Origin of the sequence: Paenibacillus sp., from assembly GCF_048976745.1 — a bacterium.
Lineage (GTDB): Bacteria > Bacillota > Bacilli > Paenibacillales > Paenibacillaceae > Paenibacillus.
In genome coordinates this window covers 25,580-49,587 of the sequence record NZ_JBHGUU010000021.1, presented here as the reverse complement: position 1 = coordinate 49,587, position 24,008 = coordinate 25,580, and the positions used below count along the sequence as shown (strand labels likewise).

The window sequence follows — 24,008 nt, the reverse complement described above, 5'->3', positions numbered from 1 at the left end:
CATTTTGAATCTGACGAGATTAAAAATCTCATTTGTGCTCCAGCCGATTCAAGCCAAGGCTTGTTTCAAACTTTTGCGTTCATTCTGCAAGCAGAATGTTTACTCACTCGTTGTTCAGTTTTCAAAGATCAAACTTGTTTTTTCGTCACCATTTTCTCTCAGCGGCGACTTTTATAATATATCACACTTCGTTTGTTTTGGTCAAGTGTTTTTTTGAAATTCTTTTTCGAAGTTCGTAATGAACTTCTTCGTTTCATCTAAAGCATCTAACCAAGCAAGCAAAGCAACGAGATATAATGTACCATATAAATATCGCGTGAGTCAACTATCCAAACAAAGAAATTTTCAACCCCAATAACAGCCCCACACCCGGTAATCCCAAAACAGTTACAGTCCCTATCGTTGCAGGGTTCAGCGGGATGTAAGTTCCTGTAATCCAGCCGGAATAATTTACGATGTATATTCCTACCGCAGCAAGCACCAGATGAATTCCAAATGAGGTGAAAACCGATATCCCGATCCGCTTTTTGAATAAAACAACGATAATCCCCAGTAGCGATAGAACCAATACACTCCCCAGTATAATACTCTTCATATAATACACCCCCATATTTAATGTAAACCCAACTCTACATACTAACCCCTCGCTGTGATTTAACATCCTCATTGGCTCTGGCTTGCTTTGCTCTTCTCAAATGTATCTGGTACTTCCGCTCCGCTGCCTCCAATACATAAATGGCATAATCAATCTCATCCTGCCCATGTGCATCCTCAAACTGTCTCATAGCCCGTTCCCATTCCTGCTTAGCCACCTGAATATCTGCATAGATCTGATCCTCCTCAAGCTCCTTCAACATTCTGTGGTGTTTCTCTATCGAGTTCCGCGTATTTCGCCACAAAAACATACTCTCTCCCCCTCCTGTTCAGCACAGCATATTCTCATACTTATCAGGAAAAGGACAAACTTAGAACTCGGCTATTCATTTCTTTACAAAAAAAAGAGAGCCCTAAGGCTCTCTTTGCACATCGAAACTAATTTAGCATCCGAAGTTTCCAAGGAAGTGCACTGTGTAATACAAATTAAACACACTAACGCATCTCCCTGCGCCCTTCCAATGCTTTGGAAAGGGTCACTTCATCCGCATACTCAAGATCGCCACCTACAGGCAATCCATGCGCAATCCGGGTCACACTGATCTCAAACGGACGCACCAAGCGGGAAATGTACATCGCTGTAGCCTCACCCTCAATATTTGGGTTCGTCGCCAAGATGATCTCTTTTATACGTTCATCACTTAATCGAATCAGGAGTTCCTTCAAACGAATATCGTCCGGGCCTATTCCCTCCATAGGTGAAATCGCGCCCTGTAACACGTGATAGTATCCATCGAATTCCTTGGTGCGCTCCATGGCCACCAGATCTTTCGAATCCTGAACTACACAGATTACAGAGACATCCCTGGACTTATCCTGACAGATGCGACACGGGTCCGTATCGGTGATATTACAACATACAGAGCAGTAATGAAGATTACGCTTCACACTTACAAGTGCTTTGGCAAAATCGATAACGTCATCTTCCTTCATGTTAAGCACATGAAAAGCTAAACGCGCTGCCGTCTTGGGACCTACACCCGGCAACCGGGTGAAGGCATCAATCAGCTTGGCTATTGGTTCGGGATAGTACAATCGATTGTGTCTCCTTTGACAGGATCAATTTTTAATTAAAATAACCCCGGAATATTCATTCCGCCTGTGAACTTGCCCATATCCTTGTTGGCAATCTCATCAGCTTTGGCCATTGCATCATTAACAGCTGTCATAACGAGATCCTGCAACATTTCAACATCTTCCGGATCTACCGCTTCAGGTTTGATCGTGATCGCAAGCAATTTCTTGTGTCCGTTAACTTCAGCCGTCACTACACCGCCACCAGATGTACCTTGAACTGTTTTGTCCGCCAGTTCCTCTTGTGCTTTCAGCATTTGCTCCTGCATTTTCTTCACTTGTTTCATCATTTGGTTCATGTTGTTCATAATTGTTCATCTCCTTTGTTATAGTTATTGCGCTATGCGCATTATTCTTTGATCACTACAAGGTCTTCACCAAAGAGCTGAATGGCTTCATCAATCCAAGGCTGTTTGCCGCTTGAACCGCCGTCTTCATGCTCAGGTTCAAGCTTAAAGTCCTCCTTTGGCGCTTCAGAAGCTCCCTCCATGGCTCCGGTCCAATCTTTGAGCATCATCGTCACCAATCGTGCAGGACGCCCAAGTTGTTCGGACAACACCCGCTCAATGACTTCACGGTTAGCCTGCTTCTCCGTTGTTTCACGGTGGATGTTGTTTTTAAAGGCAACCAACACATTGTCTTCAAGCAACGATACCGGCTCACCATCCACAAACCAGGCATGAACGGTGACCCTCTCTTCCTTCACTCGTTGCAGGATTTGACTCCATTTCTTGCTGATCTCTGCGAACTCAGGTGCTCCCTTGCGCGCAACATACTGATCCAACTGAGCAGGAAGCTTGGCAGGCGAGTTGCCTCTCGATACAGGTGCTCGTGTTGCCGGACGCGATGGAGCGCTCGATGAACCCTCTCCACCAGACAACCCACTCTTCAATGCACGATCCAACTTCTTCTCCAACTCAGCAAGTTGCTGCTTCAAGCGGTTGATCTCTCCCCCATCAGCAGGTGCCGCATGAACTGAAGCTCCCACTTGAACAGAAGCCTCACCCTGAGCTGGAATACTACACAGTTTAAGCAATGCAACTTCAAACAATGTCTGTGGCTGTACTGCATACTTCATTTCACTCTGGTACCGATTAAGGGTGTCAATCATATGAAACAGTTGTTCCCTGGTGAATGACTCCGCCATATCACGGAAAGATTCAGGATTAAGTACCCGGTCCGTCAGTTTATCTGCATCAGGTACCATCTTAATCATAAGCAAATCACGGAAATAATACAGTAAATTCTCCATGCACTTGTCTGCACTCTTTCCTTCATGCATGAAACCTTCAATCATCTGCAGAATATGACCAACATCACCTTTGAGTAGTGAAGCAGCCAGTTTGGCAAATTGCTCTGAAGCAATTCCACCCGTCATGTCCATGACCTGCTGGTACGTCACTCGTCCATCCGTAAATGAAGAGATCTGATCCAGCACACTAAGTGCATCCCTCATTCCACCGTCCGATAAACGGGCGATGTATTGGAGCGCATCCTGGTCAGCTTCCATGCCTTCCTGTTCACAGATCAGTGTAAGTCTTGCTGTCTGCTCTTCCAGGGATACCCGGCGAAAATCAAATCGCTGACAGCGCGATATAATGGTAGCCGGAAGGCGGTGCGGTTCCGTTGTTGCCAAAATAAACATCACATGTGGCGGTGGCTCTTCCAATGTTTTGAGCAAAGCATTGAATGCCTCCGTCGTCAGCATGTGCACTTCATCAATAATATAGACTTTCTGCCGGACTTCGGTTGGCGCATATTTAACCTTTTCCCGAAGATCACGGATTTCTTCAACGCCCCGGTTGGATGCAGCGTCAATCTCCTGCACGTCCATCACAGCGCCAGTCGTAATCCTGCGGCAAGCTTCACACTCGTTACAAGGTTCAGGCGCAGGCCCACGTTCGCAGTTCACAGCTTTGGCCAAAATCTTGGCGGCACTTGTCTTCCCCGTTCCTCTGGGCCCGCTAAATAAGTAGGCATGGGAAGTCCGCTGTTCACGAATCGCGTTCTGCAAGGTCTGAATAATATGCTGTTGCCCCACCATATCTTGAAACGACTGGGGACGCCAAGCCCGGTATAACGCGATATGCTCCATGATGCGTTACCTTCCTTCCACTTCGCATTCGAGTCCTTTGTCGTTCCCCCATTATACTATATTCCAGGGTGAATCCAAACTTTATCTGACTCATTCATGCATGGTTTTTTAAGACATATCAAAAAGACCTCTGCATACATACAACTGCAAAGGTCTCTACATTTAAATGGTAAGCCGTGCACCTGCTATCGATATTTGCGATCCAAGTGGCACCCCTGAACAATAGCTCGGGCTAGGCAACCCTCCGGCACAAGAGTGATCTCACTTATGGCTGCTTCCTTCCGGACCTGACCAGGTTCATGAGTACTCATTGCGGAGGACCCAACCGTCAACACCACGTTTAGGGACCAAACCTCACATCGGCAAAACCTCTAGCAGGAATTCAACCTCGCTATAGCGGATTGCGAGTTACAGGGCACCGCTACCTCCCCATCTAGCACGGTAAGAAATAGTATAACGTAAGGTTATCCAAATTGCAACCAGAGTAAAAATCGGAAGCAGCTACGCTTACACATAACATATAAAAACCCCTGCCAGATCAGCAGGGGTGTGTTGGATGCAATTAACAGACAACTCCAAGAATTGTCCTATTAGATTCCGTATTTCTTTTTGAAACGATCAACACGGCCGCCAGCATCGATAAACTTCTGTTTACCTGTGAAGAACGGGTGGCACGCGGAGCAAATCTCTACACGAAGTCCGTCTTTAACCGAACCTGTCTCAAAAGTATTCCCGCAAGCGCAAGATACTTGACCAATCGTGTATTTAGGATGAATTGCTTCTTTCATTACCTTTCACCTCTTTCCGCCCTGAGCCTCAAGCGGACCCAGAGTAAATGGCACAACTCTGAGATTATAACACGGCCTTGTGCCTGTTGCAATCCATTATTGTTAAGAGGTAATCAACCGTTTCGGACGTGCCATTCCAGCGGGTGGAACATGGGTATACGATCCGATTACAACATCAGGCAACTCGTCTTCAAATATCTCAATCATCTGCTTCATACCCAAAATATCACCTTGAGCTGGAGGGATTAATTCCAGATAGCTCTCCGGATCAATATTTAGATTACGCATCTGAATCAAGCGTAGATCGGTTCTTCTTGCAAACTCAATCATCGCCTCGATCTCTTCTTCACGATCCGTTACACCCGGGAAGATCAGATAGTTAATGGAGGTGTATACACCTTGCTGCGCTGCGTATTTCATCGACTTTTCAACATTAGCTAAGGTATAACCACGCGGTTTATAGTAGGCGTTATAGTGGTCATCCAGTGCGCTAATTGTACTTACACGCATCAGATCCAATCCAGCATCTACAATACCTCTTATGTGATCGTTCAGACCGGCATTGGTATTAATGTTGATATACCCCATGTCCGTTACGGAACGCACTTCGCGAATCGCTTCTATAATCAGCTTGGCCTGTGTGGAAGGCTCCCCTTCACAACCTTGTCCAAAGCTAATGATGGACTCTGGCGTCTTCAGGTGTTCCAGCATAACTTCCACAATCTCATCCACACGCGGTCGGAAGTTCATACGTGTCTGCGGAGAAACAAAGCCACTATCATCCGGTTGCTCGGAGATACACCCGAAACAGCCTGCATTGCAAGAATAGGATACTGGCACTCCACCTTCCCAACGATTCAGAAACGTGTTTGATGAAGTTAGACATTCATATCCAAGCGCACAGTTGGATAGATGGGTGTAAAGACGATTCTCGGGGTATTGCTCTGTCAATCGTTTAACCCCGGAACGCACATCGTCACGATCACAGTTGAGCGGATTCCATTTCTCAGGACTATCCGACTTCGAGGCTGTGACATAGAAACCGCCATCTTTCCAGACTACTGCGGAATAACCGAACAACGGCAACTTATACTCCTTATCCGTCTTCACATATCCCGGGAGACACAAACGAGTGAATCCTTGCGGAAGCAAAGCACCTACAGCCTGTGTGTCCGTTGGCATTGGCAGCATCTCACCTGTGTCCGGGTCCATACCAATGGGCCGGGTGCTCGGGAGTCCTACCAACGTTGCACCCTCTGGCAAAGGGATAAGTTCGTCTTCCATAATCTCAACGATCATATCTCCACTGCGGGCAAGCCCGTACAGGGAAGGGTGATCAAATACATTACCTTTTTCATCTGCGTATACTAAATACATGATGTTCTCCTCACATCTAATGGGTTAAACCTAACGACGAGTGTTATTGTAACATTTACAGCAACGCTGCAAAAAGAAAGTGATTAATTAAACGACTTACGTCGATGTACCTGACGTAGCTGTCTGTCTAGGTGAACGACGGGTTGTTGTTGTCCCGGAATTGCTTGTCGGGCTATTACCAGCCGAATCAAATGCCGCCAAAAACTCTGCATTCGTCTTGCTGTTACGAAGTTTTTTCAAGAATCCTTCAACAAAGTCATGGGAATCATTCATGTTTTTACGAATCGCCCAGATTGTATCCAACTCTTCCTTGCTTAGCAAGACTTCTTCACGACGTGTACCCGAACGACGAATGTCGATTGCCGGGAATATACGGCGCTCTGCCAGACGACGGTCCAGATGAAGCTCCATATTACCTGTACCCTTAAACTCTTCATAAATGACATCATCCATACGTGATCCGGTATCAATTAATGCCGTTGCCAGGATCGTCAAGCTTCCGCCTTCTTCCACATTCCGGGCAGAACCGAAGAAACGTTTTGGACGATGGAAAGCAGCTGGATCAATACCACCACTAAGTGTACGACCGGATGGTGGAATAACCAGGTTATATGCACGGGCAAGACGCGTAATGCTATCCAGCAGGATAACAACATCCTTTTTAGCCTCAACAAGACGAAGCGCGCGCTCAAGTACCAATTCCGCCACCTTAATATGATTCTCAGGCAGTTCATCAAATGTCGATGCCACAACTTCCCCTTTTACAGAACGCGACATATCCGTTACTTCCTCTGGACGTTCATCAATCAACAGGACAAACAGTTCAATTTCAGGATTGTTAGTTGAGATGCTGTTGGCAATTTCTTTGAGGAGAAGCGTTTTACCCGCTTTCGGAGGTGCTACGATCAATCCGCGCTGTCCCAATCCTACCGGGGCGAGCACATCCATAATTCGTGTGGACAAATGGTTGGGGGATGTTTCGAGAACCAGTTTTTTCTGCGGATACAGTGGGGTTAGTGCTGGGAAGTGAAGTCGCTCTGCGGCCGCCGATGGATTCTCACCATTTACAGCATTGACTTGCAACAAACCGAAGTATCTCTCGTTTTCCTTAGGCGTTCTACACTTACCTGATACGAGATCACCTGTTCTTAGGTCAAACTTGCGAATCTGAGAAGCTGAGATGTAGATGTCTTCCGTACTTGGCAGGTAGTTAATCGGCCGAAGAAATCCGTACCCTTCAGGTAAAATCTCAAGTACGCCTTGCATGAACATCAGGCCGCTCTGTTCAGCTTGTGCGCGTAGTATAGCAAAGATTAATTCTTTCTTTTTTAACGTACCATAGTAAGGTATCTGATATTTTTTGGCCAGTTTGTAAAGGTCCGTTAGTTTCATTTCTTCCAAATCGGAAATTTGTAGATCCATATAATAACCACCTATTCAATTAATAAGTCCGTGTGAAATGGATAGTTTCGCTAGATGTTCCGGCTATAGAGCGCAGCACCTGCCACGATCTCTTCTGTCCATTGTACGGAATGTAACCGTTATAATGCAAATACTTGTCTTTGAGTGTAAGTTTCCGGGTGGGATGGCCAACATTCGGCAAGATCCGCTATTGAGTGAACGATGCAATGAGGCGATCAATCCGGATAGACCGGCTATGGAGCGCAGTTCAGACAAAACCGGGGGTTGGGGATGAGAAATGATGTTCTTACAGCCATATGAAGTTTAATTCAAAAAAAGACCCTCCGGTAAAGGAAACAGTAACATTTCGTCTTATGCCGGAGAGACTGAGAACTCTATTAAAACAGGTTTACCCAATCATCGAGAAGATATGCAGTTCAGTTAAAATAAACATGTATATGACTGAATCATGCATAATGCTTCCTATTAATCAGTTTCCCGCCATACGTCTGCACCGAGCAGGCGCAGATTAGTCACCAAGTGATCATAACCACGGTCGATATATTCGACCCCGGTTACTTCAGTCACGCCTTCACTAACGGTGAGACCTGCAATCACCAGCGCTGCTCCAGCACGAAGATCGGATGCTTTTACTTTGGCCGCGTTTAATGCACTGCCTTCAATAATCGCTGACCGTCCTTCTACTCGAATCTTTGCGCCCATCCGTACCAACTCAGGCACATGTTTGAACCGATTACTGTATACAAAGTCGCTCAGGACACTTACACCGGTTGCCTGTGTTAAAACACTGGTCATTGGTGACTGTAGATCGGTTGGAAAACCAGGATACACAAGCGCCTTCACGTCAACATGATTATAGTTCGGTTTGCCAATGACACGTATACTTTCATCCAATTCTTCAATGCCAACACCCATCTCCAACAGCTTTGCCGTTAAAGCTTCGAGATGCTTGGGAATCACATTGTCAATCAGAACATCTCCACGCGTCGCCGCTGCAGCGATCATATACGTACCCGCTTGGATACGGTCCGGAATGATGGAATGACGGCAGCCTTTAAGCTCCGAAACCCCTTCAATACGGATCGTTTCGGTACCTGCACCCTTGATGCTGGCACCCATGGAATTCAGAAGTGTTGCTACATCTATAATCTCAGGCTCTTTAGCCGCGTTTTCGATAATTGTAGAGCCTTTGGCACGAGTAGCCGCCAGCATGATATTAATGGTTGCACCGACACTGCTTACATCAAGATAGATTTTTGCTCCGCGCAGCTCTTTGGCATGCAAATGAATGGAGCCATGTTCGTTTGTTACGGTTGCGCCAAGCGCTTCAAATCCTTTGATATGTTGATCAATTGGACGAGGCTCGAAATTACAGCCCCCTGGTAAACCTATGGTCGCTTCTTTGAAACGCCCTAGCAATGCACCCATCATATAATACGAAGCGCGAAGCTTCTTCACGGGACCATTCGGCATAGGAATGGATTTGATGTCAGAAGGATCAATCTTCATCTGACTGCCTTCCCAAGTCACACGTGCTCCGAGTTCCTCCAAAATTTCTGCATAAACCGCCACGTCACTCAAAAGCGGCAGGTTGTCCAACACGACTTCTGACTCGGCAAGCAATGCTGCAGGAATAAGCGCAATGGCGCTGTTCTTGGCGCCGCTTATGGTTACAGTTCCCTGTAACGGACGTCCGCCACTAATCATCAATTTTTCCATAAAGCTTAATGTCCCCCTACGTGTTTTGCAGCCGATGAACGGCAATACGTGCTGATGGCTTCCGATGTAGAAATAAGGTGTGAAAATGGAAAGACACCGGCTAGGCGGTGTTCTTCCATTTCACAGTATGGAACTGGTAAAGATAAATTAAGCTTTGTTGTTGGAACCAAACTCGCGGATTTTACCTTTAACTGTTTCTTTGATTGCATCACGGCCTGGTACGATGAATGTACGTGGATCGTAAGCATCCGGTTTAGCTGCAAGCACTTCACGAACCACTTTGGAGAAAGCAATTTGGTTCTCTGTGTTTACGTTGATTTTGGATGTACCCAGAGAAATGGCTTTGTCGATGTCGTGTTTAGGAATACCTGTACCACCGTGCAATACGAGTGGAACTTGTACCGCGTCACGAACCTCTTCCATTTCTTTGAAGCCCAGGTTAGGCTCGCCATGGTAAGGACCATGTACGGAACCAAGTGCCGGTGCCAATGTGTCGATACCTGTTTCTTTAACGATACGGATACACTCGTTCAGGTCAGCGTACATGATACCGCCGATAACATCGTCTTCTTGTCCGCCTACAGTACCTACTTCAGCTTCTACAGAAACGCCTTTAGCGTGTGCATATTCTACAACTTTTTTAGTCATTTCGATGTTTTCATCGATAGAGTGGTGGGAACCGTCGATCATAACGGATGTAAATCCAGCATCGATCGCTTCTTTACACTTGTCGAAGCTTGAACCGTGGTCCAGGTGAATAGCAACTGGTACGGAGATTTTCATGTCGTGAATGAGTCCTTCTACCATTTTAACTACAGTGTAGAAGCCGCCCATGTGACGTGCTGCGCCTTCGGATACACCCAGGATTACTGGGGATTTTTCTTCTTCAGCAGCACCAAGAATCGCTTGAGTCCACTCAAGGTTATTGATGTTGTATTGACCAACTGCATATTTTCCTTCGAGTGCTTTGTTCAACATGTCTGTCATAGATACTAATGGCATGGTTTCAATCCTCCTAGGGGTTTGGGTGTGTCTATGGTTTTTAGCCGAAATCACATACGGGCTTATTATACCACATCCCATGTCAAATACTAAACAAGCATTTGCAAAAATGCTGTGCTTTGCAGCACAGTTTTCATAGACAACGCTTTATAACTTCCCCATTTCCAATATTCCCCGGCCGAAGGAGTGAAATACCTCATTCTCTCACCAAATATCACCTATGTTCTCCACACGCAAAAAAATCCTGTATTAACAGGATTCAGCTGCATTTATTGGCAGCACCATTGCGAAGTTGCATATTCACGGCCACTCGCATCTCGTCGATATCAAACGGTTTCGTAAAGTGCATGAGCGCTCCGAGATCCGTGGCTTCTTTAATCATGTCCAGTTCACCATAAGCGGTCATCATGATCACCTTGATACCCGGATCAATTTCTTTAATATGCTTCAGGATTTCCAGACCGTCCATCCCAGGAATCTTCATATCGAGCAATACCAGGTCAGGCTTGTCATTATTCACAATCTCCAGAGCAACCTTGCCGTTGGGTGCTTGAAACGTGTTATACCCTTCACTGCTGAACACTTCCATTAACAGGATTCGAATTCCATTCTGGTCATCAACAATCAAAACTTTTTTATCTTCCACTCTGTAACCTCCTAGAATTAGGAAAGCATGTACGTCTTCGAATCTGGATAACTATCCCATAGTCGTCATGATTAGTATTCTACCTCTTCCATTAAAATCCTGCTACCTTCACAAAATGACAAAAAGCATTTCCATCTGCTTTTTACGCAAAAAAAGGGATGTTCATGGCATCCGCTACGGTTGTCATGAACATCCCTTTTATCTATTGCGTTAACCCTAAAACATGATTATTTCTTTGCATTCTCCAATGAAGCTTTCACGAATTCACGGAACAATGGTTGCGGACGGTTCGGACGGGAAGTGAATTCCGGATGGAATTGCACCGCCAGGAACCATGGGTGTCCTGGAAGTTCCACGATCTCAACCAGACGTCCATCCGGGGATGTACCGGAGATAACCAGTCCTGCTTTTTCGATCGCCTCACGGTATTCATTGTTGAACTCATACCGGTGACGGTGTCTTTCATACACCAGTTCGTCATCATAACAAGCCATCGCCAAAGAACCTTCCTGAAGCTTACAAGGATACAGACCGAGACGCATCGTACCACCCAGATTTTCGATATCTTTTTGCTCAGGCAACAGATCGATCACAGGGAATTCAGTAGCCGGATTAATCTCGGAGCTGTTCGCACCATTCAAACCAACGATGGAACGTGCATATTCAATAACAGAAACCTGCATACCCAGGCAAATACCGAAGAACGGAATTTGTTTCTCACGAGCATAACGGATTGCGGATACTTTACCTTCAATACCACGGTCTCCGAAGCCACCAGGAACAAGGATACCGCCAATACCATGTAGCAGGTCGCCAACATTCTCATCGGTAATATCTTCCGAAGGAACCCAGCGAATTTTGACGTCGGCATTGGATGCAAATCCTGCATGAGACAACGACTCAACAACACTCAAATATGCATCATGCAGCGCTACATATTTACCAACAATAGCAATCTCAACCGTATGCTCCAGCTTGTTGATCCGGTCAACCAACCCTTCCCACTCGCTCATATCCGGTGCAGGAGTAGTCAGTTTCAGGTGATTTACCACGATCTCATCCAAGCCTTCTTCACGCAGGTTCAAAGGTACTTGATACAAGGTGTCTGCATCGCGACATTCTACCACGGCATTCTCATCAATGTCGCAGAAGAGAGCGATCTTCGCTTTCATGTCGTCAGACAATTCATACTCCGTACGGCATACAATCACATTCGGTTGAATACCGATGCTACGCAGTTCCTTAACACTATGCTGCGTTGGTTTTGTTTTCACTTCACCCGCTGCTTTGATATAAGGAATAAGTGTTACATGGATGTACATCACATTGTCGCGGCCTACATCACTCTTGATCTGACGAATAGCTTCCAGGAAAGGCAAACTCTCGATGTCGCCCACTGTTCCACCAATTTCCGTAATAACCACATCCGAACCTGCTTCACGTCCAGCGCGGAATACACGCTCTTTGATCTCGTTCGTAATGTGTGGAATAACTTGTACCGTTCCGCCCAGATATTCCCCGCGTCGCTCTTTGCTGATGACGGAAGAGTATACTTTACCAGTCGTGACGTTGCTGTTTTTGGAGAGATTGATATCAATAAAACGTTCATAGTGGCCAAGGTCCAGATCCGTTTCCGCGCCATCATCCGTTACAAAAACCTCGCCGTGCTGATAAGGACTCATTGTCCCCGGGTCGATGTTGATATATGGATCAAATTTTTGGATCGTTACTTTAAGCCCTCTGTTTTTCAGCAATCTGCCCAGCGAAGCAGCCGTAATCCCTTTGCCCAGGGAGGACACAACTCCGCCTGTCACGAAAATATACTTTGTCACTGTTATTACCCTCCTAATATAAGTACAGAAATTCAGGCGATATATGGTGTTATCGTAACCTGTTTCCCAGGTAATCATCGTTAAAAAGAGCAATGGCAGAAATTCCCTGCATCTGCGAACTGCTCTTTCTGCGAAGACGGTTTAACTACACGTTGTTCTACAGCAAAAAATGGTGCAAATATTCCGGTAGCCTTCATTTCATTACGTGTTTTTGATATACAAAAACGGGCCACGAAATGTTGGCCGGGAGCATACGGAAAAGAATCATTTTGCAAAATTATGCCTCTAAAAATACAAAAAAAAGTACTCCCGCAGGACGGGGCACCTTCTATAAAAAACATAAATATATTGTCGCTCATTCATAAGCCCATGCAATAGTTTACCCGTTACCCCGTCCGCTGTCAAGGCTGACTATTCGGGGGAAACGGGTAAATTATAGACGTCAAAAATGACTACCGATTATCAGAATCGTCGTCAAATTCATCCTCGTTTTCGGACTCTTCTTCGTCTTCTTCGAGGTCTTCATCTTCCAGATCGTCATCTTCGACCAGCACTTCTTCTTCGCTGTCTTCTTCATCAAAGATGTCGTCTTCGTCTTCATCTTCTTCGTCTTCATCTTCGTCTTTATCCGGGCTGTCGAAGTCTTCATCGCTGTTATAGCTATCTTCTTCTTCACCAAAGTCTTCATCTTCCAGATCATCATCTTCATCGTTGATGATACGCGGACGCTTCGCACCCGTCATGGAATCTTCTGTTCCAGCTACCGGATACCAGCGCTTCAAGCCCCACAGACTTGTACCGACGCAAGCAAAACGGCCATCGATATTAATCTCGGTATATAGCTGGGCGATAAATTCGTTGATTTCTTCATCAGTCATTCCGCGCTGCTTCGCTACCTCATTCATCAAGTCACGATAGTAATACGGCGTATTAGCCGCTTTCAGCACCATAAAGGCAAGGTCCACCAAAGGGATCTCTTTTACCTTTTCTTTATCAATTTTCAAATTGAGCGAGGTACTCACTGCAGACACTTCCTCTCACACAAAATTCACTTTTTAACCCCTACGAACTGGACTGTTACGTATAACATATCCATTAACAAACCTAAGTAAAACCTATTTAGCGTTAAAAAGCAAGTTTTTATGTACGGATGTTACGCAAATGCGGAGAGCAGCTCCAATCCGTCCAATATATTCAACGCGATGTGACATTAAACTCATACCTATCCTTCATTACAAAAGAAACAACTCCATAATAAAAAAGACGGAGTCCCCCCCGCCTTCTGACTGTATACCCCTGGAGGATTACTCCTCACCAGGTTCCCCGCAAGAGCCCTCTAGCTCTCCATCCATCATATGTCCCTGCGCCCGTTTTGACACGAAGAGAATGTGTTTTTGTAAAAAAAGGGCAAGTTCCCCATGCGGCGGGATGAGCGCATTCATAGAATACCTCAGCATGTTCATCCCGAAGGGGGCTGCCCATTATGGACTATACTGGTTTATTGCATCAATTGATTGACGGAATGCGACGCCCTGAACCAGAACAGGGAGGGCGATATTTGATCCGATTTGCCAAACCGCAGCAGTACGAGGCCTGTCTCGTGGAATTATCCCGCATGCGGAATGAATTTACCGACCTTGGGGCCGTCCGCTCCTCACGACTAGCACGTTCCATTATCGCTACAGTACAACGCCCGGAGGATCTATACCGCTACGGGGATGAGATTACGATTGAAGAAGACATACCCATCTCCCTTCATGCCACCGCACTCCACAGCAAACCGAGCAATGCCCAAGGCATACCCTGGGGAGTGAAGCAGATTCGGGCGCCCAAAGTATGGTCTGTATCCACCGGACACCGGATTAAAATCGGTGTAATTGATACAGGTGCTGATTATCACCATCCTGATCTTCGTTATTCTCTGGCACGCGGAATCAATCTGTTAAACCGCAGCCTGCTTCCACATGATGATAACGGACACGGTACCCACATTGCGGGAACGATCGCCGCAGCCAACAGCACCGCAGGCATGATTGGTGTAGCTCCACGCTCTCTGATCTATCCTGTGAAGGCATTTGACCACAACGGATCGGCTTATGTATCCGACATCGTGCTTGGCATTGACTGGTGTGTACGTAACAAGGTCGATATCATCAATATGAGCTTTGGCATGAAAACACGCAGCAAGGCGCTTCTTGACGTTGTCAACCGTGCATACCATGCCGGAATCGTCATTGTTGCTTCGTCAGGAAATGACGGCAAACGCCGCAGCATTGATTATCCAGCACGGTACCCCCAAACCATATCTGTTGGAGCAACCGACAAAAACAGACGTATTGCATCCTTCAGCAATCGCGGTGCATATGTGGATGTCTATGCACCCGGTGATAAGATTGTTTCCTCTTGGGTACAAGGCAAGCATCACGAGATGAGCGGCACCTCCATGGCGACCTCTCATGTGAGCGGTGCTATCGCCTTGCTGCTCTCAAAACATCCAGGGTTATCACCCAGCGAAATCAAGGCACTTGTCAAGCGTGCTACAATCCCTTTGCACACCCGCAAAACCACCACCACAAAAGGTAAATTACGCGGTGGTGAGATTGACGCCCTGCGGCTAATGCAGGAGGGCGGGGAGTGATCCTGCTTTACCAGCTGCCAGCAGGACTCCTTGATGCTTGGCGAATGGAAGTAACCTCCCCCAGACTTTTACGCGCAAAGGGTATTATTGCGTAGTTGATGAGTCTTCAGGTGGAGCATGCTGTGATGTCAGGGCCAGCTAGCTCATCTTAGACAGGGCCATTTGTTTTCTTCAGCTCCAGGGCACACAAAACAAAAAGTCTCCATGTACCACGTTGAAAACACTCAACGTGGACGTGGAGACTTTTTATTTTAGGCAGAGGAGCGATGTACCGCTCGCATGGAATTTACATTTTGTCAGGAGCGGTTACGCCTACCAGACGAAGCGCTGTTGCAATAACGGTACGCACAGCACCGATCAGTGCAAGACGTGCCTGAGTTTGCTGCGCATCTTCCGTAATGACACGTTCTGCACGGTAGTAGCTGTGGAACAGGGATGCCAGCTCGTATACATAACGGATGATACGATGAGGCGCATATCCTGTTGCTGCTGCCGAGATTTCCTCAGGCAACTCTCCCATTTTGCGGAGAAGGTCATACTCGTGCTCTGTAGTAAGCTTGGACAGGTCAATCTGTGCCAGTGGCAGCAGTTCAATACCTTGTTCTTCAGCCTGACGGTATACGCTGCATACACGTGCATGCGCGTATTGTACGTAGAATACCGGATTCTCATTGGATGTCGAAATCGCAAGGTCCATGTCAAAGTCCAGATGGGAGTCCATGCTGCGCATAGTGAAGAAGTAACGGATAGCATCAATGCCAACTTCATCCATCAGGTCTTCCATCGTTACAGCTTTACCTGTACGTTTGGACATCTTCACTTTTTCACCGTTCTGGAACAGGCTCACCATCTGTGCAATCAAGACCACCAGTTTCTCAGGGTCATTACCCAGTGCTTGCATCGCAGCTTTCATCCGCGGAATATATCCGTGGTGATCCGCACCCCAGATGTTGATCATCGTGTCGTATCCGCGAGCATATTTGTCACGGTGATACGCAATATCTGGCGTCAGGTAAGTATACGTGCCATCGTTCTTGATCAACACACGTTCTTTGTCGTCACCATACTGCATTGTTTTCAGCCAAGTTGCTCCATCTTGCTCATAGATCTCATTACGGTCACGCAATTCATCAAGTACTCGCAAAACTTCTCCGTTGTCATACAGGGAAGTTTCACTGAACCAGATGTCAAAGTTAACACGGAAGCGATTCAAGTCACGTTTGATCTTGTCCAGTTCCTTCTCCAGTCCAAAGTCACGGAAATAAGCCGCACGATCACCCGGATGCATGGACAGCAATTCGTCACCCTTTTCAGCAACGAGTTGCTTGGCAAATCCTTTAATATCCTCACCGTGATAACCATCTTCAGGCATCTCAGCATCCTGACCCAGCTCTTGCAGATAACGAGCTTCAATGGAACGAGCCAGATTAAACACCTGATTACCTGCATCATTAATGTAGTACTCACGGGTTACATCATATCCTGCGTAGTCGAGGATGTTACATAGCGCATCACCTACAGCTGCTCCACGGGCATGACCCAGATGCAAACTGCCTGTCGGGTTGGCACTGACAAACTCCATCTCGACTTTGCGTCCTTCTCCGATGTTAATTCTACCGTAGTCTTTACCCTGCTCCTGCACAAGCGCAAGCACTGGGTAAAGGTAACTCTTGTCCAATTTGAAGTTAATGAATCCTGGACCCGCAATCTCAGCCTTCTCGATGCCTGCTTCAGCCAGATTCAGATTGGCAATGATCTCTTCAGCAATCTGACGTGGATTGCGCTTGGCAATCTTGGTCAGCTGCATGGCAGCATTGGTCGCCAGGTCTCCGTGTGTTTTCTCACGCGGCACTTCCAATGTGATGGCTGGCAATTCTTCCTGCGTAACAATTCCGGCCGCCACAATGGCGTTACCGATAGCCGTGCTTACCCGTTCGTTAATCGTATCTAGTGGATTACGTGTCATGAAATTGGTTCCTCCTGTATATGCAAACTAATCGCGAAATGTCCGGATTCTTCATCAAAGCGGTAAAAGTCGTAGCTCCACGCTGCGCGTGCGCTCAATCCCTGAATGGAAAGTTCCAGCTTCTGTGTATGCGTGGACAGAGCAAACGACATGTATGGTGATCGGTAGAAACCAGGAAGCTTCCGATTCAATTCAAAAGTCTGCTCCGATTCCACTTCACCATGACGTATAATCTTGATGGATTGTCCGCCCAGCTTCAATGTGGTACGAGTTGTGCCTCCCTCGGGTCCAACCTGCGGTTCTTCATAACGAACATAAAGAACAGACCCTTTCAACACGGCTTCACCCTGCATTTCCTGCAGCACATCTTCACCTTCATAACGGCTGTGCAGCCGGATGTGTACCGGTCGCATGTTCGACATGAATGTTAACCTCCATTATATTCGAGGCGACGCAAAATCAGGCACGGCCGGTGAGAACAGCCCTTCCCGTATTGTTGTGTCGCTATACGCGCTCATATTCCCGGATAGCTCGCTATCCTACACTCTACTGTATAACTATATCCAGTTCCCTCGCTCAATTCAAATCCAAATTCAGAGTTTTTTCCTCATCAAGCCAAAAAAGAAGAGCCACACCTGTAAAGTGCAACTCTCTTTTGCTTCATTATAATAAGATTCATTCATCCGTTCAGGCCCATTGTGATTCATAAGGAAAAGGACATGTCGACTCTCTCAGCTTCGCTCGCACCTGTACGATACAGCCGCAGTGCCGGCAAGTTGTGCCATATTGCAATCCCGGACAGGCAGAACAGATGGAAAGCCGCCGCTCATACTCCTCATCCTGTACCGTCGGACGGGAACGTGAAGCAACCTCAACAAGTCTGGCCATTTTGGCATCGCTAATCTTCACATCATACTGATCATCGCAACCTTTGCAAGGTTCCTGCCTTTTCATCATTAACCCTCTACAGCGATAACCCCAACGGATGCTGGAGGAAGAACAAAACGCAAGGTGTTATTCTCCAACGCGAGTCCCTCCCACGCCACAGGCTGAACATGATTCGGCTGATCAAAGGTATTGAATGCACCAAAATCAGTGTGGTGCAGAATCTGACCGTATACTTTAGCCGCTTGAGTTGCGTCCAGCTGACACACAACTTCCAATTCATCAATATGGCTCAGATTACAAGCTGTCACATGAATGACCCCATCCTTGTTGCGGGAGGCTGATAAGCTAAGCTGCGGAATGGTGTCTTCTCCGAAAGTATATCCAGGGCTTTCATAATTCAGATCCAGTCGCTTCGCATCCATATGCACCTGATACATATCAAACACATGATACGTAGGTGTCAGGAGCATTTTGTCCCCTTCCGTGAGCACAAGCGATTGAAGCACATTGACGATCTGCGCAAGGTTCGCCATGTGTACCCGTTTATTATGTTGGTTGAAAATATTCAGGTTAACGGCTGCAAGCACAGCGTCCCGCATCGTATTCTGTTGATATAGAAACCCGGGGTTGGTTCCCGTCTCAACGTTATACCACGTGCCCCATTCGTCAACAATAATGCCAACCCGGCCATCTGGATCATATTTATCCATGATTGCAGAGTGCTTCACAAGCAATTCATCCATAAACAGCGTTTTCTTCAACGTGGTAAACCATTCAGCCTCTCCAAAACCGGTAGCGTTCCCTTTGTCTTCCCACACACCTGTCGGAATCGTATAATAATGAAGACTGATGCCATCCATGAAACGAGCAGCTTCCCGCATCAACACTTCCATCCACTCATAGTTACTGTCGTTCGGGCCACATGCAATTTTATAAATCTCATTCCCCGAATAATTACGTACATATGTAGCATAACGGCGATATTCATCCGCATAATATTCTGGACGCATGTTGCCACCACAGCCCCAGTTCTCATTACCCACACCAAAATACTTCAGCTTCCACGGTTCTTCGCGGCCATTCCGTTTCCGCCAGTTCGCCATAGGAGACTCGCCATCAAACGTAATGTATTCCACCCATTCCTGCATCTCTTGCACTGTACCGCTGCCCAGGTTGCCGCTTATATATGGCTCCGTGCCGAGCAACTCACATAATCTCATGAATTCATGCGTACCAAAGTGGTTGTTCTCTTCCACCCCGCCCCAGTGTGTATTGATCATACGAGCGCGTTCACTCTTCGGACCCACACCATCTTTCCAGTGATATTCATCGGCAAAACAACCGCCTGGCCAGCGAAGCACTGGAATATTAAGCTTCTGCAAGGCCGTCAATACATCATTTCGAATCCCATCCGTATTCGGAATTGGTGAATCTTCTCCTACCCACAACCCCTCATATATACAACGTCCCAAGTGTTCGGAAAAGTGACCATATATATTGCGATTTATTAATCCTTGATCTGAATCTGCCTTTAAAATAACATTAACCATGATTTCAACCTCCATATAATGTATTGTTATCGCTTACAATAACTTGTTTTAAAGCAGGTTTCAACCGTTTTTATTTCTACATAAATAAGCCCCTTCCCGCATCATTAGCCAGGAAGAGGCTTGTTCATGATAGATATACATGCAGAGACATACCACATCGATTATCATTCATTTCTAATTTGGATTTGCTCCGTTATTATTTCAGATTAACAGGCTATTTAATCCTGATTTGAAGGCAGCAATAATTTTTGTGCCCACGTCGTTCCACCATCTGTAGTCCGATAGATCGCAGGGGAATTATCACTTGTTACGACGAGCCAACCTGTCTTGGCAGATGGGAACGAGATACGAGAACTGTATCCTGGATCTTTCAGGTCTACGTTTTTCCACGTGGAACCTGCATCATATGAACGTCCGATTCCCACTTTGCCAGCTGCCGGTGAACCTGCAGACAGATAAGCCGTCTGATTACCAATCAACACCATGTTTCCAGGATGACCACCTGGGTTGGCTGGTCCAGTTCCTTTGCCCGTACTGTTTGTACCGGGTGCAGGACCTCCTCCTGCTGTCGATTGCGCAAATACTTGGGTCCAGTTCTTGCCTTGATTACCGCTCGCGTAGAGGGAATACGATTGTTGGGACATGCCTGCATCACCATACAGAAGGGCCCACACTTGCTGACCATGTGCATACAGATCCGCTCCACTCCATGTGTCTGAGACCACTCGAAGAGAGGTTGTCCAGTTCTTGCCGCCATCACTTGTTTGCTTCAAATGATATCCCGATCCAGGTACAACCACGACGGCATACCCTTGCTTCTCTGTCGCAAAAGCAGCTGCACGCGTGTTGGCAGGCGTATTCATTTTGCTCCAGGTGACCCCGCCATCCTTCGTCTGATATGCACCATTATAGGTGTAACCATAACCTACATCTGTATTTCGAAAATCGATTCGCTTGAATTGAATGCCCGGCGTATCGATCCGCTTCCAGTGCGATCCCCCATCATGGGTACGGATCAGATAGGTTGCAGGTGAATTTTTCACTTGTGCCAACGCATATCCATTCACATTATTCGGAAAATCAAGCTGTGTGAATTGCCACTGCCCGGTATATATGGACTGCCACGTACATCCTGCATTCGAGGTGCCGATCAGGAAGCCTTCACCCCCGGCTCGACCAGTCGTATCATTTAGAAAATCAATGTCGGTAAATTGCAATCGTTGCTCTTCCACACCACTACCTTTTTTCAATGTAGCAGAGAGTCCGTGATCTCCCTTTCCACATGCCAGCGAGGATGCAGCGTTAGCGCCTGATAGTGTATGTACCGGTCCCATCCCCCAAGCCAGCGTTAACGATAATGCGAGTGCACCAATCCGTTTCCATGTCTTTGTACTCTTGGTTGTCATCGTAACACCTCCTTCTATGGTTTTACCCAAATTGGATGGTGATAACGTAACAATCTGGTGCACTTCGATGACAATTTCGCAAGAAAAAAACCACCTTTACCCATGATTGGATCATGTAGGCAAGGGTGGCTAATCACTAAACGTTGTGAACTCTAAGTTAAATGGGATACGTCACCACAGCAAGGATAACAAAACTGATACTTAATAAAAGGCATAATATTATGATGGAGTCATGCCAAAGCAGGAAATCTGCATGTGCGAGCCTATACTAACACTAAGCAATAAATGGTAGAGGCACGGGAACATACGTGCTATAATTAATGTTATGGACTTTTGAATATCGGTGGATGTTTTCCAGACCACGGCGCAGCTTCCCGAAAGGGGGTGACGTCGATGGTCAAACTTGTGACGTTGCTTGATGTAATCCGATGGATTGCTGCGATCCTTAGTATTGTACTGAGTGGGCGAAAGCTTTACCGTTGGTTGCGCAAAAAGTTTCGTAACAAGCGAAAACCCACCTCATAAGGTTGGACGCCTGACGGTGGGTTTCGCTTGAATAGCATTATTTAGTTCATGCGCGCCGTGGCAATCCACAGCCTTTCGGGTCCTAAGAGTCTTTACCGTTGACGCGGTGAAGACTCTTTTTTAGTATATGACCGAACCCGATCACCATATACTTCACGAATGTAATATATCAATTAATATACTACTGAATACTTATTAGTCAGTATAGCACAGCTCTGTCCAAAAGTTAAATTACGTTAATTTAACTTAACTTGGTTTTTTCGTTTGCAGAACAGTTTGGTCCAGCAATCCAGTCGGTCACTAAGCTGGGCTAGTTGAGGAAACAGCGATAAACGTTAACAATACAAAACGCCCTCCCCTGCGCAAATTTGAAACCGCGCAGACAGAGAGCGTTATGTCTATCGATTATTCTGTAATTACTTCACGAACCCAAGCAACATTTCACGGATCAGCTTCGCAGCTACAATCTGTGTCTGTTGTGTTGGATCATAGATTGGTGCTACTTCAACCAAGTCACACCCAACGACATTTACATCAGATCCCGCGATCATATGGATGGCTTCCAGCAATTCCTTGGACGTGATGCCGCCCGCTTCTGCCGTACCTGTTCCTGGTGCTGCTGACGGATCAAGCACATCGATGTCGATGGTCACATACACCGGACGGTTGCCCATCTTCGGAAGAGCTTCCTTCATCGGAGCTGCCACTTCAAATGGATAGAAGTTGATGTTCTCGCGACCATACTGGAACTCCTCACGGGAACCGGAACGGATACCGAACTGATAGATGTTTTGGCCACCCATCAACTCAGCTGCTTTACGCACTGGCGTGGAGTGGGACAATGGCTCGCCTTCATAATTTTCACGAAGGTCTGCGTGTGCATCAATATGAATAAGGATCAGATCCGGGTATTTCTTGTACATCTGTTGGATGACTGGCCAAGTAACCAGATGCTCGCCACCGAGACCAACTGGGAATTTGTCATCAGCAAGCAAACTGCCGATGTATTCATGAATTACATCAAGGCTGCGTCCCGCGTTACCAAAAGGCAGTAGCAAGTCTCCAGCGTCAAAGTACGTCATGTCTACAATACTTTTGTCGAGATATGGGCTGTACTCTTCAAGTCCAACCGATGCTTGACGGATATGAGATGGGCCGAAACGGGAACCCGGACGGAAGCTGACGGTGTAATCCATTGGCATACCATAGATAACCGCTTTGGAGTTCTCATAATCCTCAGAGCTGCAAATAAATACGTTTCCTGAATAAGCTTGATCCAGTTTCATTAATGATTTCCCCTTTATTTCGTTAAATCTTCCACGAATTTAGGAAGTACAAATGCTGCTTTGTGCAGACGCGGAGAGTAATACTTGGTATCCATCTCCGGGATTTGAGTCTCATCCACTTCGAGCGGGTCATGTTTCTTGCTACCCATAGTGAATGTCCACAAACCACTTGGATAGGTTGGAATATTACAGCCGTACACATGTACGATCGGGAAGATTTCTTTGACGTCTTTGTTCACCTTCTGGATCAGATCCGCCTTGAACCAAGGGTTGTCCGTTTGGGCAACGAAGATTCCGTCTTCTTTTAACGCTTCGTAGATGCCTTGGTAGAAACCGCGCTCAAACAGCGGAGCAGCCGGACCAACAGGCTCTGTAGAGTCTACGATGATCACATCGTATTCATTTTTATGTTCAATAATATGCATGTAGCCGTCGTTAACGAGCACTTCAACATTAGGCTCGTCCAACTTGCCGGCGATTTCAGGCAAATATTTTTTGGAGTATTCAATAACTTTACCGTCGATCTCGACGAGAACTGCTTTTTCTACAGCAGCATGCTTGATCACTTCACGAATGACTCCACCATCACCGCCACCAACAACCAGAACTTTTTTCGGATTCGGGTGAGTGTTTAGCGCAGGATGTGCTGCCATTTCGTGATATACGAATTCGTCTTTTACGGTCGTCATCACCATGCCATCAAGAAGCAACATGTTACCGAATTCTTCAGTCTCTACCATGGCCAAATCTTGAAAATCCGTTTTCTCTGTAACATAGGTCTGCTTAATCTTCGCGGTGATCCCGAATACCGGGGTCTGTTTCTCCGTAAACCACAATTCCATAATCTCTACCTTCTTTCCGTAAAGTTAATGATCAGCCATACCCGACCAAGCGCTGTACCCTATGATCGGTTCGCCCAAGCACGTCCAGCGTTCGGCGCCATATCGCGTTATGATTGCCGGCCTGCGGGAAAGGTCCGCGGTTCACTTCATTTTATAGATTAAATTGACCAGAGCGTGCAGAGCGTCTGACTAATCAATGAATCAATGACCATTCGTCTGTTCGTCCTTACGCGCTTTAGTATCTTGTGCCGAATCTACCCTTTTCATTACCCTTTTGCATTATACGCGATTGACGTTT

General features: G+C 46.5%; 22 protein-coding genes and 1 other RNA gene. 2 read left to right on the top strand and 21 right to left on the bottom strand.

The genetic code is table 11. The features are described from left to right. Nucleotides 1-325: 325 nt before the first annotated feature. The 14 genes from ACE3K2_RS24090 to rpoE all read right to left on the bottom strand — a co-directional run bounded on the left by ACE3K2_RS24090 (nt 326) and on the right by rpoE (nt 13,631). On the bottom strand, nt 326-595 hold the full coding sequence (locus ACE3K2_RS24090; RefSeq protein ID WP_421895936.1) for a pro-sigmaK processing inhibitor BofA family protein: 270 nt from the start codon (nt 593-595) through the stop codon (nt 326-328). Between the two features lie 34 nt (nt 596-629). After that, nucleotides 630-857: a DUF2508 family protein gene (locus tag ACE3K2_RS24085; RefSeq protein ID WP_421895943.1), complete on the bottom strand. Its 228-nt coding sequence runs from the start codon at nt 855-857 to the stop codon at nt 630-632. Nucleotides 858-1,089: 232 nt separating this feature from the next. After that, complete coding sequence (gene recR, locus ACE3K2_RS24080) at nt 1,090-1,689, bottom strand: recombination mediator RecR (protein WP_062838113.1); 600 nt, start codon at nt 1,687-1,689, stop codon at nt 1,090-1,092. A gap of 35 nt (nt 1,690-1,724) precedes the next feature. After that, the gene (locus tag ACE3K2_RS24075) at nt 1,725-2,036 is read right to left on the bottom strand and encodes a YbaB/EbfC family nucleoid-associated protein (RefSeq protein WP_036607248.1); all 312 of its coding nucleotides are present in this window, start codon (nt 2,034-2,036) and stop codon (nt 1,725-1,727) included. Between the two features lie 41 nt (nt 2,037-2,077). Beyond that, nucleotides 2,078-3,823: a DNA polymerase III subunit gamma/tau gene (dnaX, locus tag ACE3K2_RS24070; RefSeq protein ID WP_421895931.1), complete on the bottom strand. Its 1,746-nt coding sequence runs from the start codon at nt 3,821-3,823 to the stop codon at nt 2,078-2,080. Between the two features lie 174 nt (nt 3,824-3,997). After that, an RNA gene (ffs, locus tag ACE3K2_RS24065) (signal recognition particle sRNA large type) lies at nt 3,998-4,265 on the bottom strand. A gap of 148 nt (nt 4,266-4,413) precedes the next feature. Beyond that, nucleotides 4,414-4,611 (bottom strand): 50S ribosomal protein L31, encoded by a 198-nt coding sequence (gene rpmE / locus ACE3K2_RS24060; protein ID WP_056698168.1) that lies wholly within the window; start codon nt 4,609-4,611, stop codon nt 4,414-4,416. Nucleotides 4,612-4,713: 102 nt separating this feature from the next. Continuing rightward, nucleotides 4,714-5,988: a radical SAM protein gene (locus tag ACE3K2_RS24055; protein WP_074092949.1), complete on the bottom strand. Its 1,275-nt coding sequence runs from the start codon at nt 5,986-5,988 to the stop codon at nt 4,714-4,716. 96 nt (nt 5,989-6,084) lie between these two features. After that, nucleotides 6,085-7,410 carry a transcription termination factor Rho gene (gene rho, locus ACE3K2_RS24050; protein WP_036607258.1) on the bottom strand — a complete coding sequence of 442 codons (1,326 nt, stop codon included), beginning with the start codon at nt 7,408-7,410 and terminating at the stop codon, nt 6,085-6,087. Nucleotides 7,411-7,875: 465 nt separating this feature from the next. After that, entirely contained in the window at nt 7,876-9,129 is a 1,254-nt protein-coding gene (locus tag ACE3K2_RS24045; RefSeq protein ID WP_062838117.1) for a UDP-N-acetylglucosamine 1-carboxyvinyltransferase, read from the bottom strand. 147 nt (nt 9,130-9,276) lie between these two features. Beyond that, nucleotides 9,277-10,131, bottom strand: coding sequence for a class II fructose-1,6-bisphosphate aldolase (gene fba / locus ACE3K2_RS24040; RefSeq protein ID WP_091039193.1), 855 nt, complete (start codon nt 10,129-10,131; stop codon nt 9,277-9,279). Nucleotides 10,132-10,390: 259 nt separating this feature from the next. Further along, a complete protein-coding gene (locus ACE3K2_RS24035) occupies nt 10,391-10,777 on the bottom strand; it encodes a response regulator (protein WP_421895924.1) in 387 nt (128 codons plus the stop codon). 227 nt (nt 10,778-11,004) lie between these two features. Then, nucleotides 11,005-12,609, bottom strand: a complete 1,605-nt coding sequence (locus tag ACE3K2_RS24030; RefSeq protein WP_339238984.1) for a CTP synthase — start codon at nt 12,607-12,609, stop codon at nt 11,005-11,007. Between the two features lie 452 nt (nt 12,610-13,061). Then, nucleotides 13,062-13,631, bottom strand: a complete 570-nt coding sequence (gene rpoE / locus ACE3K2_RS24025; protein WP_091039194.1) for a DNA-directed RNA polymerase subunit delta — start codon at nt 13,629-13,631, stop codon at nt 13,062-13,064. A gap of 461 nt (nt 13,632-14,092) precedes the next feature. Between rpoE and ACE3K2_RS24020 the strand changes: the two genes are divergently transcribed. Beyond that, on the top strand, nt 14,093-15,247 hold the full coding sequence (locus tag ACE3K2_RS24020) for a S8 family peptidase (protein ID WP_421895919.1): 1,155 nt from the start codon (nt 14,093-14,095) through the stop codon (nt 15,245-15,247). A 286-nt stretch (nt 15,248-15,533) separates the two neighbouring features. Here the strand turns inward: ACE3K2_RS24020 and argS are convergent, their stop codons facing one another. The 5 genes from argS to ACE3K2_RS23995 form a co-directional block, all read right to left on the bottom strand. Then, complete coding sequence (gene argS, locus ACE3K2_RS24015) at nt 15,534-17,213, bottom strand: arginine--tRNA ligase (protein WP_341005707.1); 1,680 nt, start codon at nt 17,211-17,213, stop codon at nt 15,534-15,536. Further along, a complete protein-coding gene (locus ACE3K2_RS24010) occupies nt 17,210-17,635 on the bottom strand; it encodes a DUF1934 domain-containing protein (RefSeq protein WP_017691299.1) in 426 nt (141 codons plus the stop codon). Before ACE3K2_RS24010 ends, argS begins: the two co-directional genes overlap by 4 nt. Nucleotides 17,636-17,900: 265 nt before the next feature. After that, complete coding sequence (locus ACE3K2_RS24005) at nt 17,901-18,170, bottom strand: DUF6171 family protein (RefSeq protein WP_421895915.1); 270 nt, start codon at nt 18,168-18,170, stop codon at nt 17,901-17,903. Further along, nucleotides 18,170-19,651: an alpha-N-arabinofuranosidase gene (locus ACE3K2_RS24000; protein ID WP_421895912.1), complete on the bottom strand. Its 1,482-nt coding sequence runs from the start codon at nt 19,649-19,651 to the stop codon at nt 18,170-18,172. The genes ACE3K2_RS24005 and ACE3K2_RS24000 overlap by 1 nt, the downstream gene beginning before the upstream one ends. A 218-nt stretch (nt 19,652-19,869) precedes the next feature. Next, nucleotides 19,870-21,057 carry a WD40/YVTN/BNR-like repeat-containing protein gene (locus ACE3K2_RS23995; RefSeq protein WP_421895909.1) on the bottom strand — a complete coding sequence of 396 codons (1,188 nt, stop codon included), beginning with the start codon at nt 21,055-21,057 and terminating at the stop codon, nt 19,870-19,872. Nucleotides 21,058-21,450: 393 nt separating this feature from the next. On the opposite strand from ACE3K2_RS23995, the gene ACE3K2_RS23990 reads away from it, so the two are divergent. Beyond that, complete coding sequence (locus ACE3K2_RS23990) at nt 21,451-21,582, top strand: hypothetical protein (RefSeq protein ID WP_421895906.1); 132 nt, start codon at nt 21,451-21,453, stop codon at nt 21,580-21,582. Between the two features lie 416 nt (nt 21,583-21,998). Here the strand turns inward: ACE3K2_RS23990 and speB are convergent, their stop codons facing one another. Together speB and speE are read right to left on the bottom strand one after the other, a co-directional pair. Beyond that, the gene (speB, locus tag ACE3K2_RS23985; RefSeq protein ID WP_278297424.1) at nt 21,999-22,868 is read right to left on the bottom strand and encodes an agmatinase; all 870 of its coding nucleotides are present in this window, start codon (nt 22,866-22,868) and stop codon (nt 21,999-22,001) included. Nucleotides 22,869-22,882: 14 nt separating this feature from the next. Continuing rightward, nucleotides 22,883-23,710 (bottom strand): polyamine aminopropyltransferase, encoded by an 828-nt coding sequence (speE, locus tag ACE3K2_RS23980; protein WP_017691306.1) that lies wholly within the window; start codon nt 23,708-23,710, stop codon nt 22,883-22,885. Between the last annotated feature and the right edge of the window lie 298 nt (nt 23,711-24,008).

Coding starts and splice junctions, on each gene's coding strand:
- fba (WP_091039193.1), bottom strand. CDS start 10,131: ATGCCATTAGTATCTATGACAGACATGTTGAACAAAGCACTCGAAGGA.
- speE (WP_017691306.1), bottom strand. CDS start 23,710: ATGGAATTGTGGTTTACGGAGAAACAGACCCCGGTATTCGGGATCACC.
- rpmE (WP_056698168.1), bottom strand. CDS start 4,611: ATGAAAGAAGCAATTCATCCTAAATACACGATTGGTCAAGTATCTTGC.
- ACE3K2_RS24085 (WP_421895943.1), bottom strand. CDS start 857: ATGTTGAAGGAGCTTGAGGAGGATCAGATCTATGCAGATATTCAGGTG.
- ACE3K2_RS24000 (WP_421895912.1), bottom strand. CDS start 19,651: ATGGTTAATGTTATTTTAAAGGCAGATTCAGATCAAGGATTAATAAAT.
- ACE3K2_RS24010 (WP_017691299.1), bottom strand. CDS start 17,635: ATGTCGAACATGCGACCGGTACACATCCGGCTGCACAGCCGTTATGAA.
- ACE3K2_RS24005 (WP_421895915.1), bottom strand. CDS start 18,170: ATGATGAAAAGGCAGGAACCTTGCAAAGGTTGCGATGATCAGTATGAT.
- speB (WP_278297424.1), bottom strand. CDS start 22,868: ATGAAACTGGATCAAGCTTATTCAGGAAACGTATTTATTTGCAGCTCT.
- dnaX (WP_421895931.1), bottom strand. CDS start 3,823: ATGGAGCATATCGCGTTATACCGGGCTTGGCGTCCCCAGTCGTTTCAA.
- rho (WP_036607258.1), bottom strand. CDS start 7,410: ATGGATCTACAAATTTCCGATTTGGAAGAAATGAAACTAACGGACCTT.
- ACE3K2_RS24075 (WP_036607248.1), bottom strand. CDS start 2,036: ATGAACAACATGAACCAAATGATGAAACAAGTGAAGAAAATGCAGGAG.
- ACE3K2_RS23995 (WP_421895909.1), bottom strand. CDS start 21,057: ATGACAACCAAGAGTACAAAGACATGGAAACGGATTGGTGCACTCGCA.
- ACE3K2_RS23990 (WP_421895906.1), top strand. CDS start 21,451: ATGGTCAAACTTGTGACGTTGCTTGATGTAATCCGATGGATTGCTGCG.
- ACE3K2_RS24090 (WP_421895936.1), bottom strand. CDS start 595: ATGAAGAGTATTATACTGGGGAGTGTATTGGTTCTATCGCTACTGGGG.
- argS (WP_341005707.1), bottom strand. CDS start 17,213: ATGACACGTAATCCACTAGATACGATTAACGAACGGGTAAGCACGGCT.
- ACE3K2_RS24045 (WP_062838117.1), bottom strand. CDS start 9,129: ATGGAAAAATTGATGATTAGTGGCGGACGTCCGTTACAGGGAACTGTA.
- ACE3K2_RS24055 (WP_074092949.1), bottom strand. CDS start 5,988: ATGTATTTAGTATACGCAGATGAAAAAGGTAATGTATTTGATCACCCT.
- ACE3K2_RS24020 (WP_421895919.1), top strand. CDS start 14,093: ATGGACTATACTGGTTTATTGCATCAATTGATTGACGGAATGCGACGC.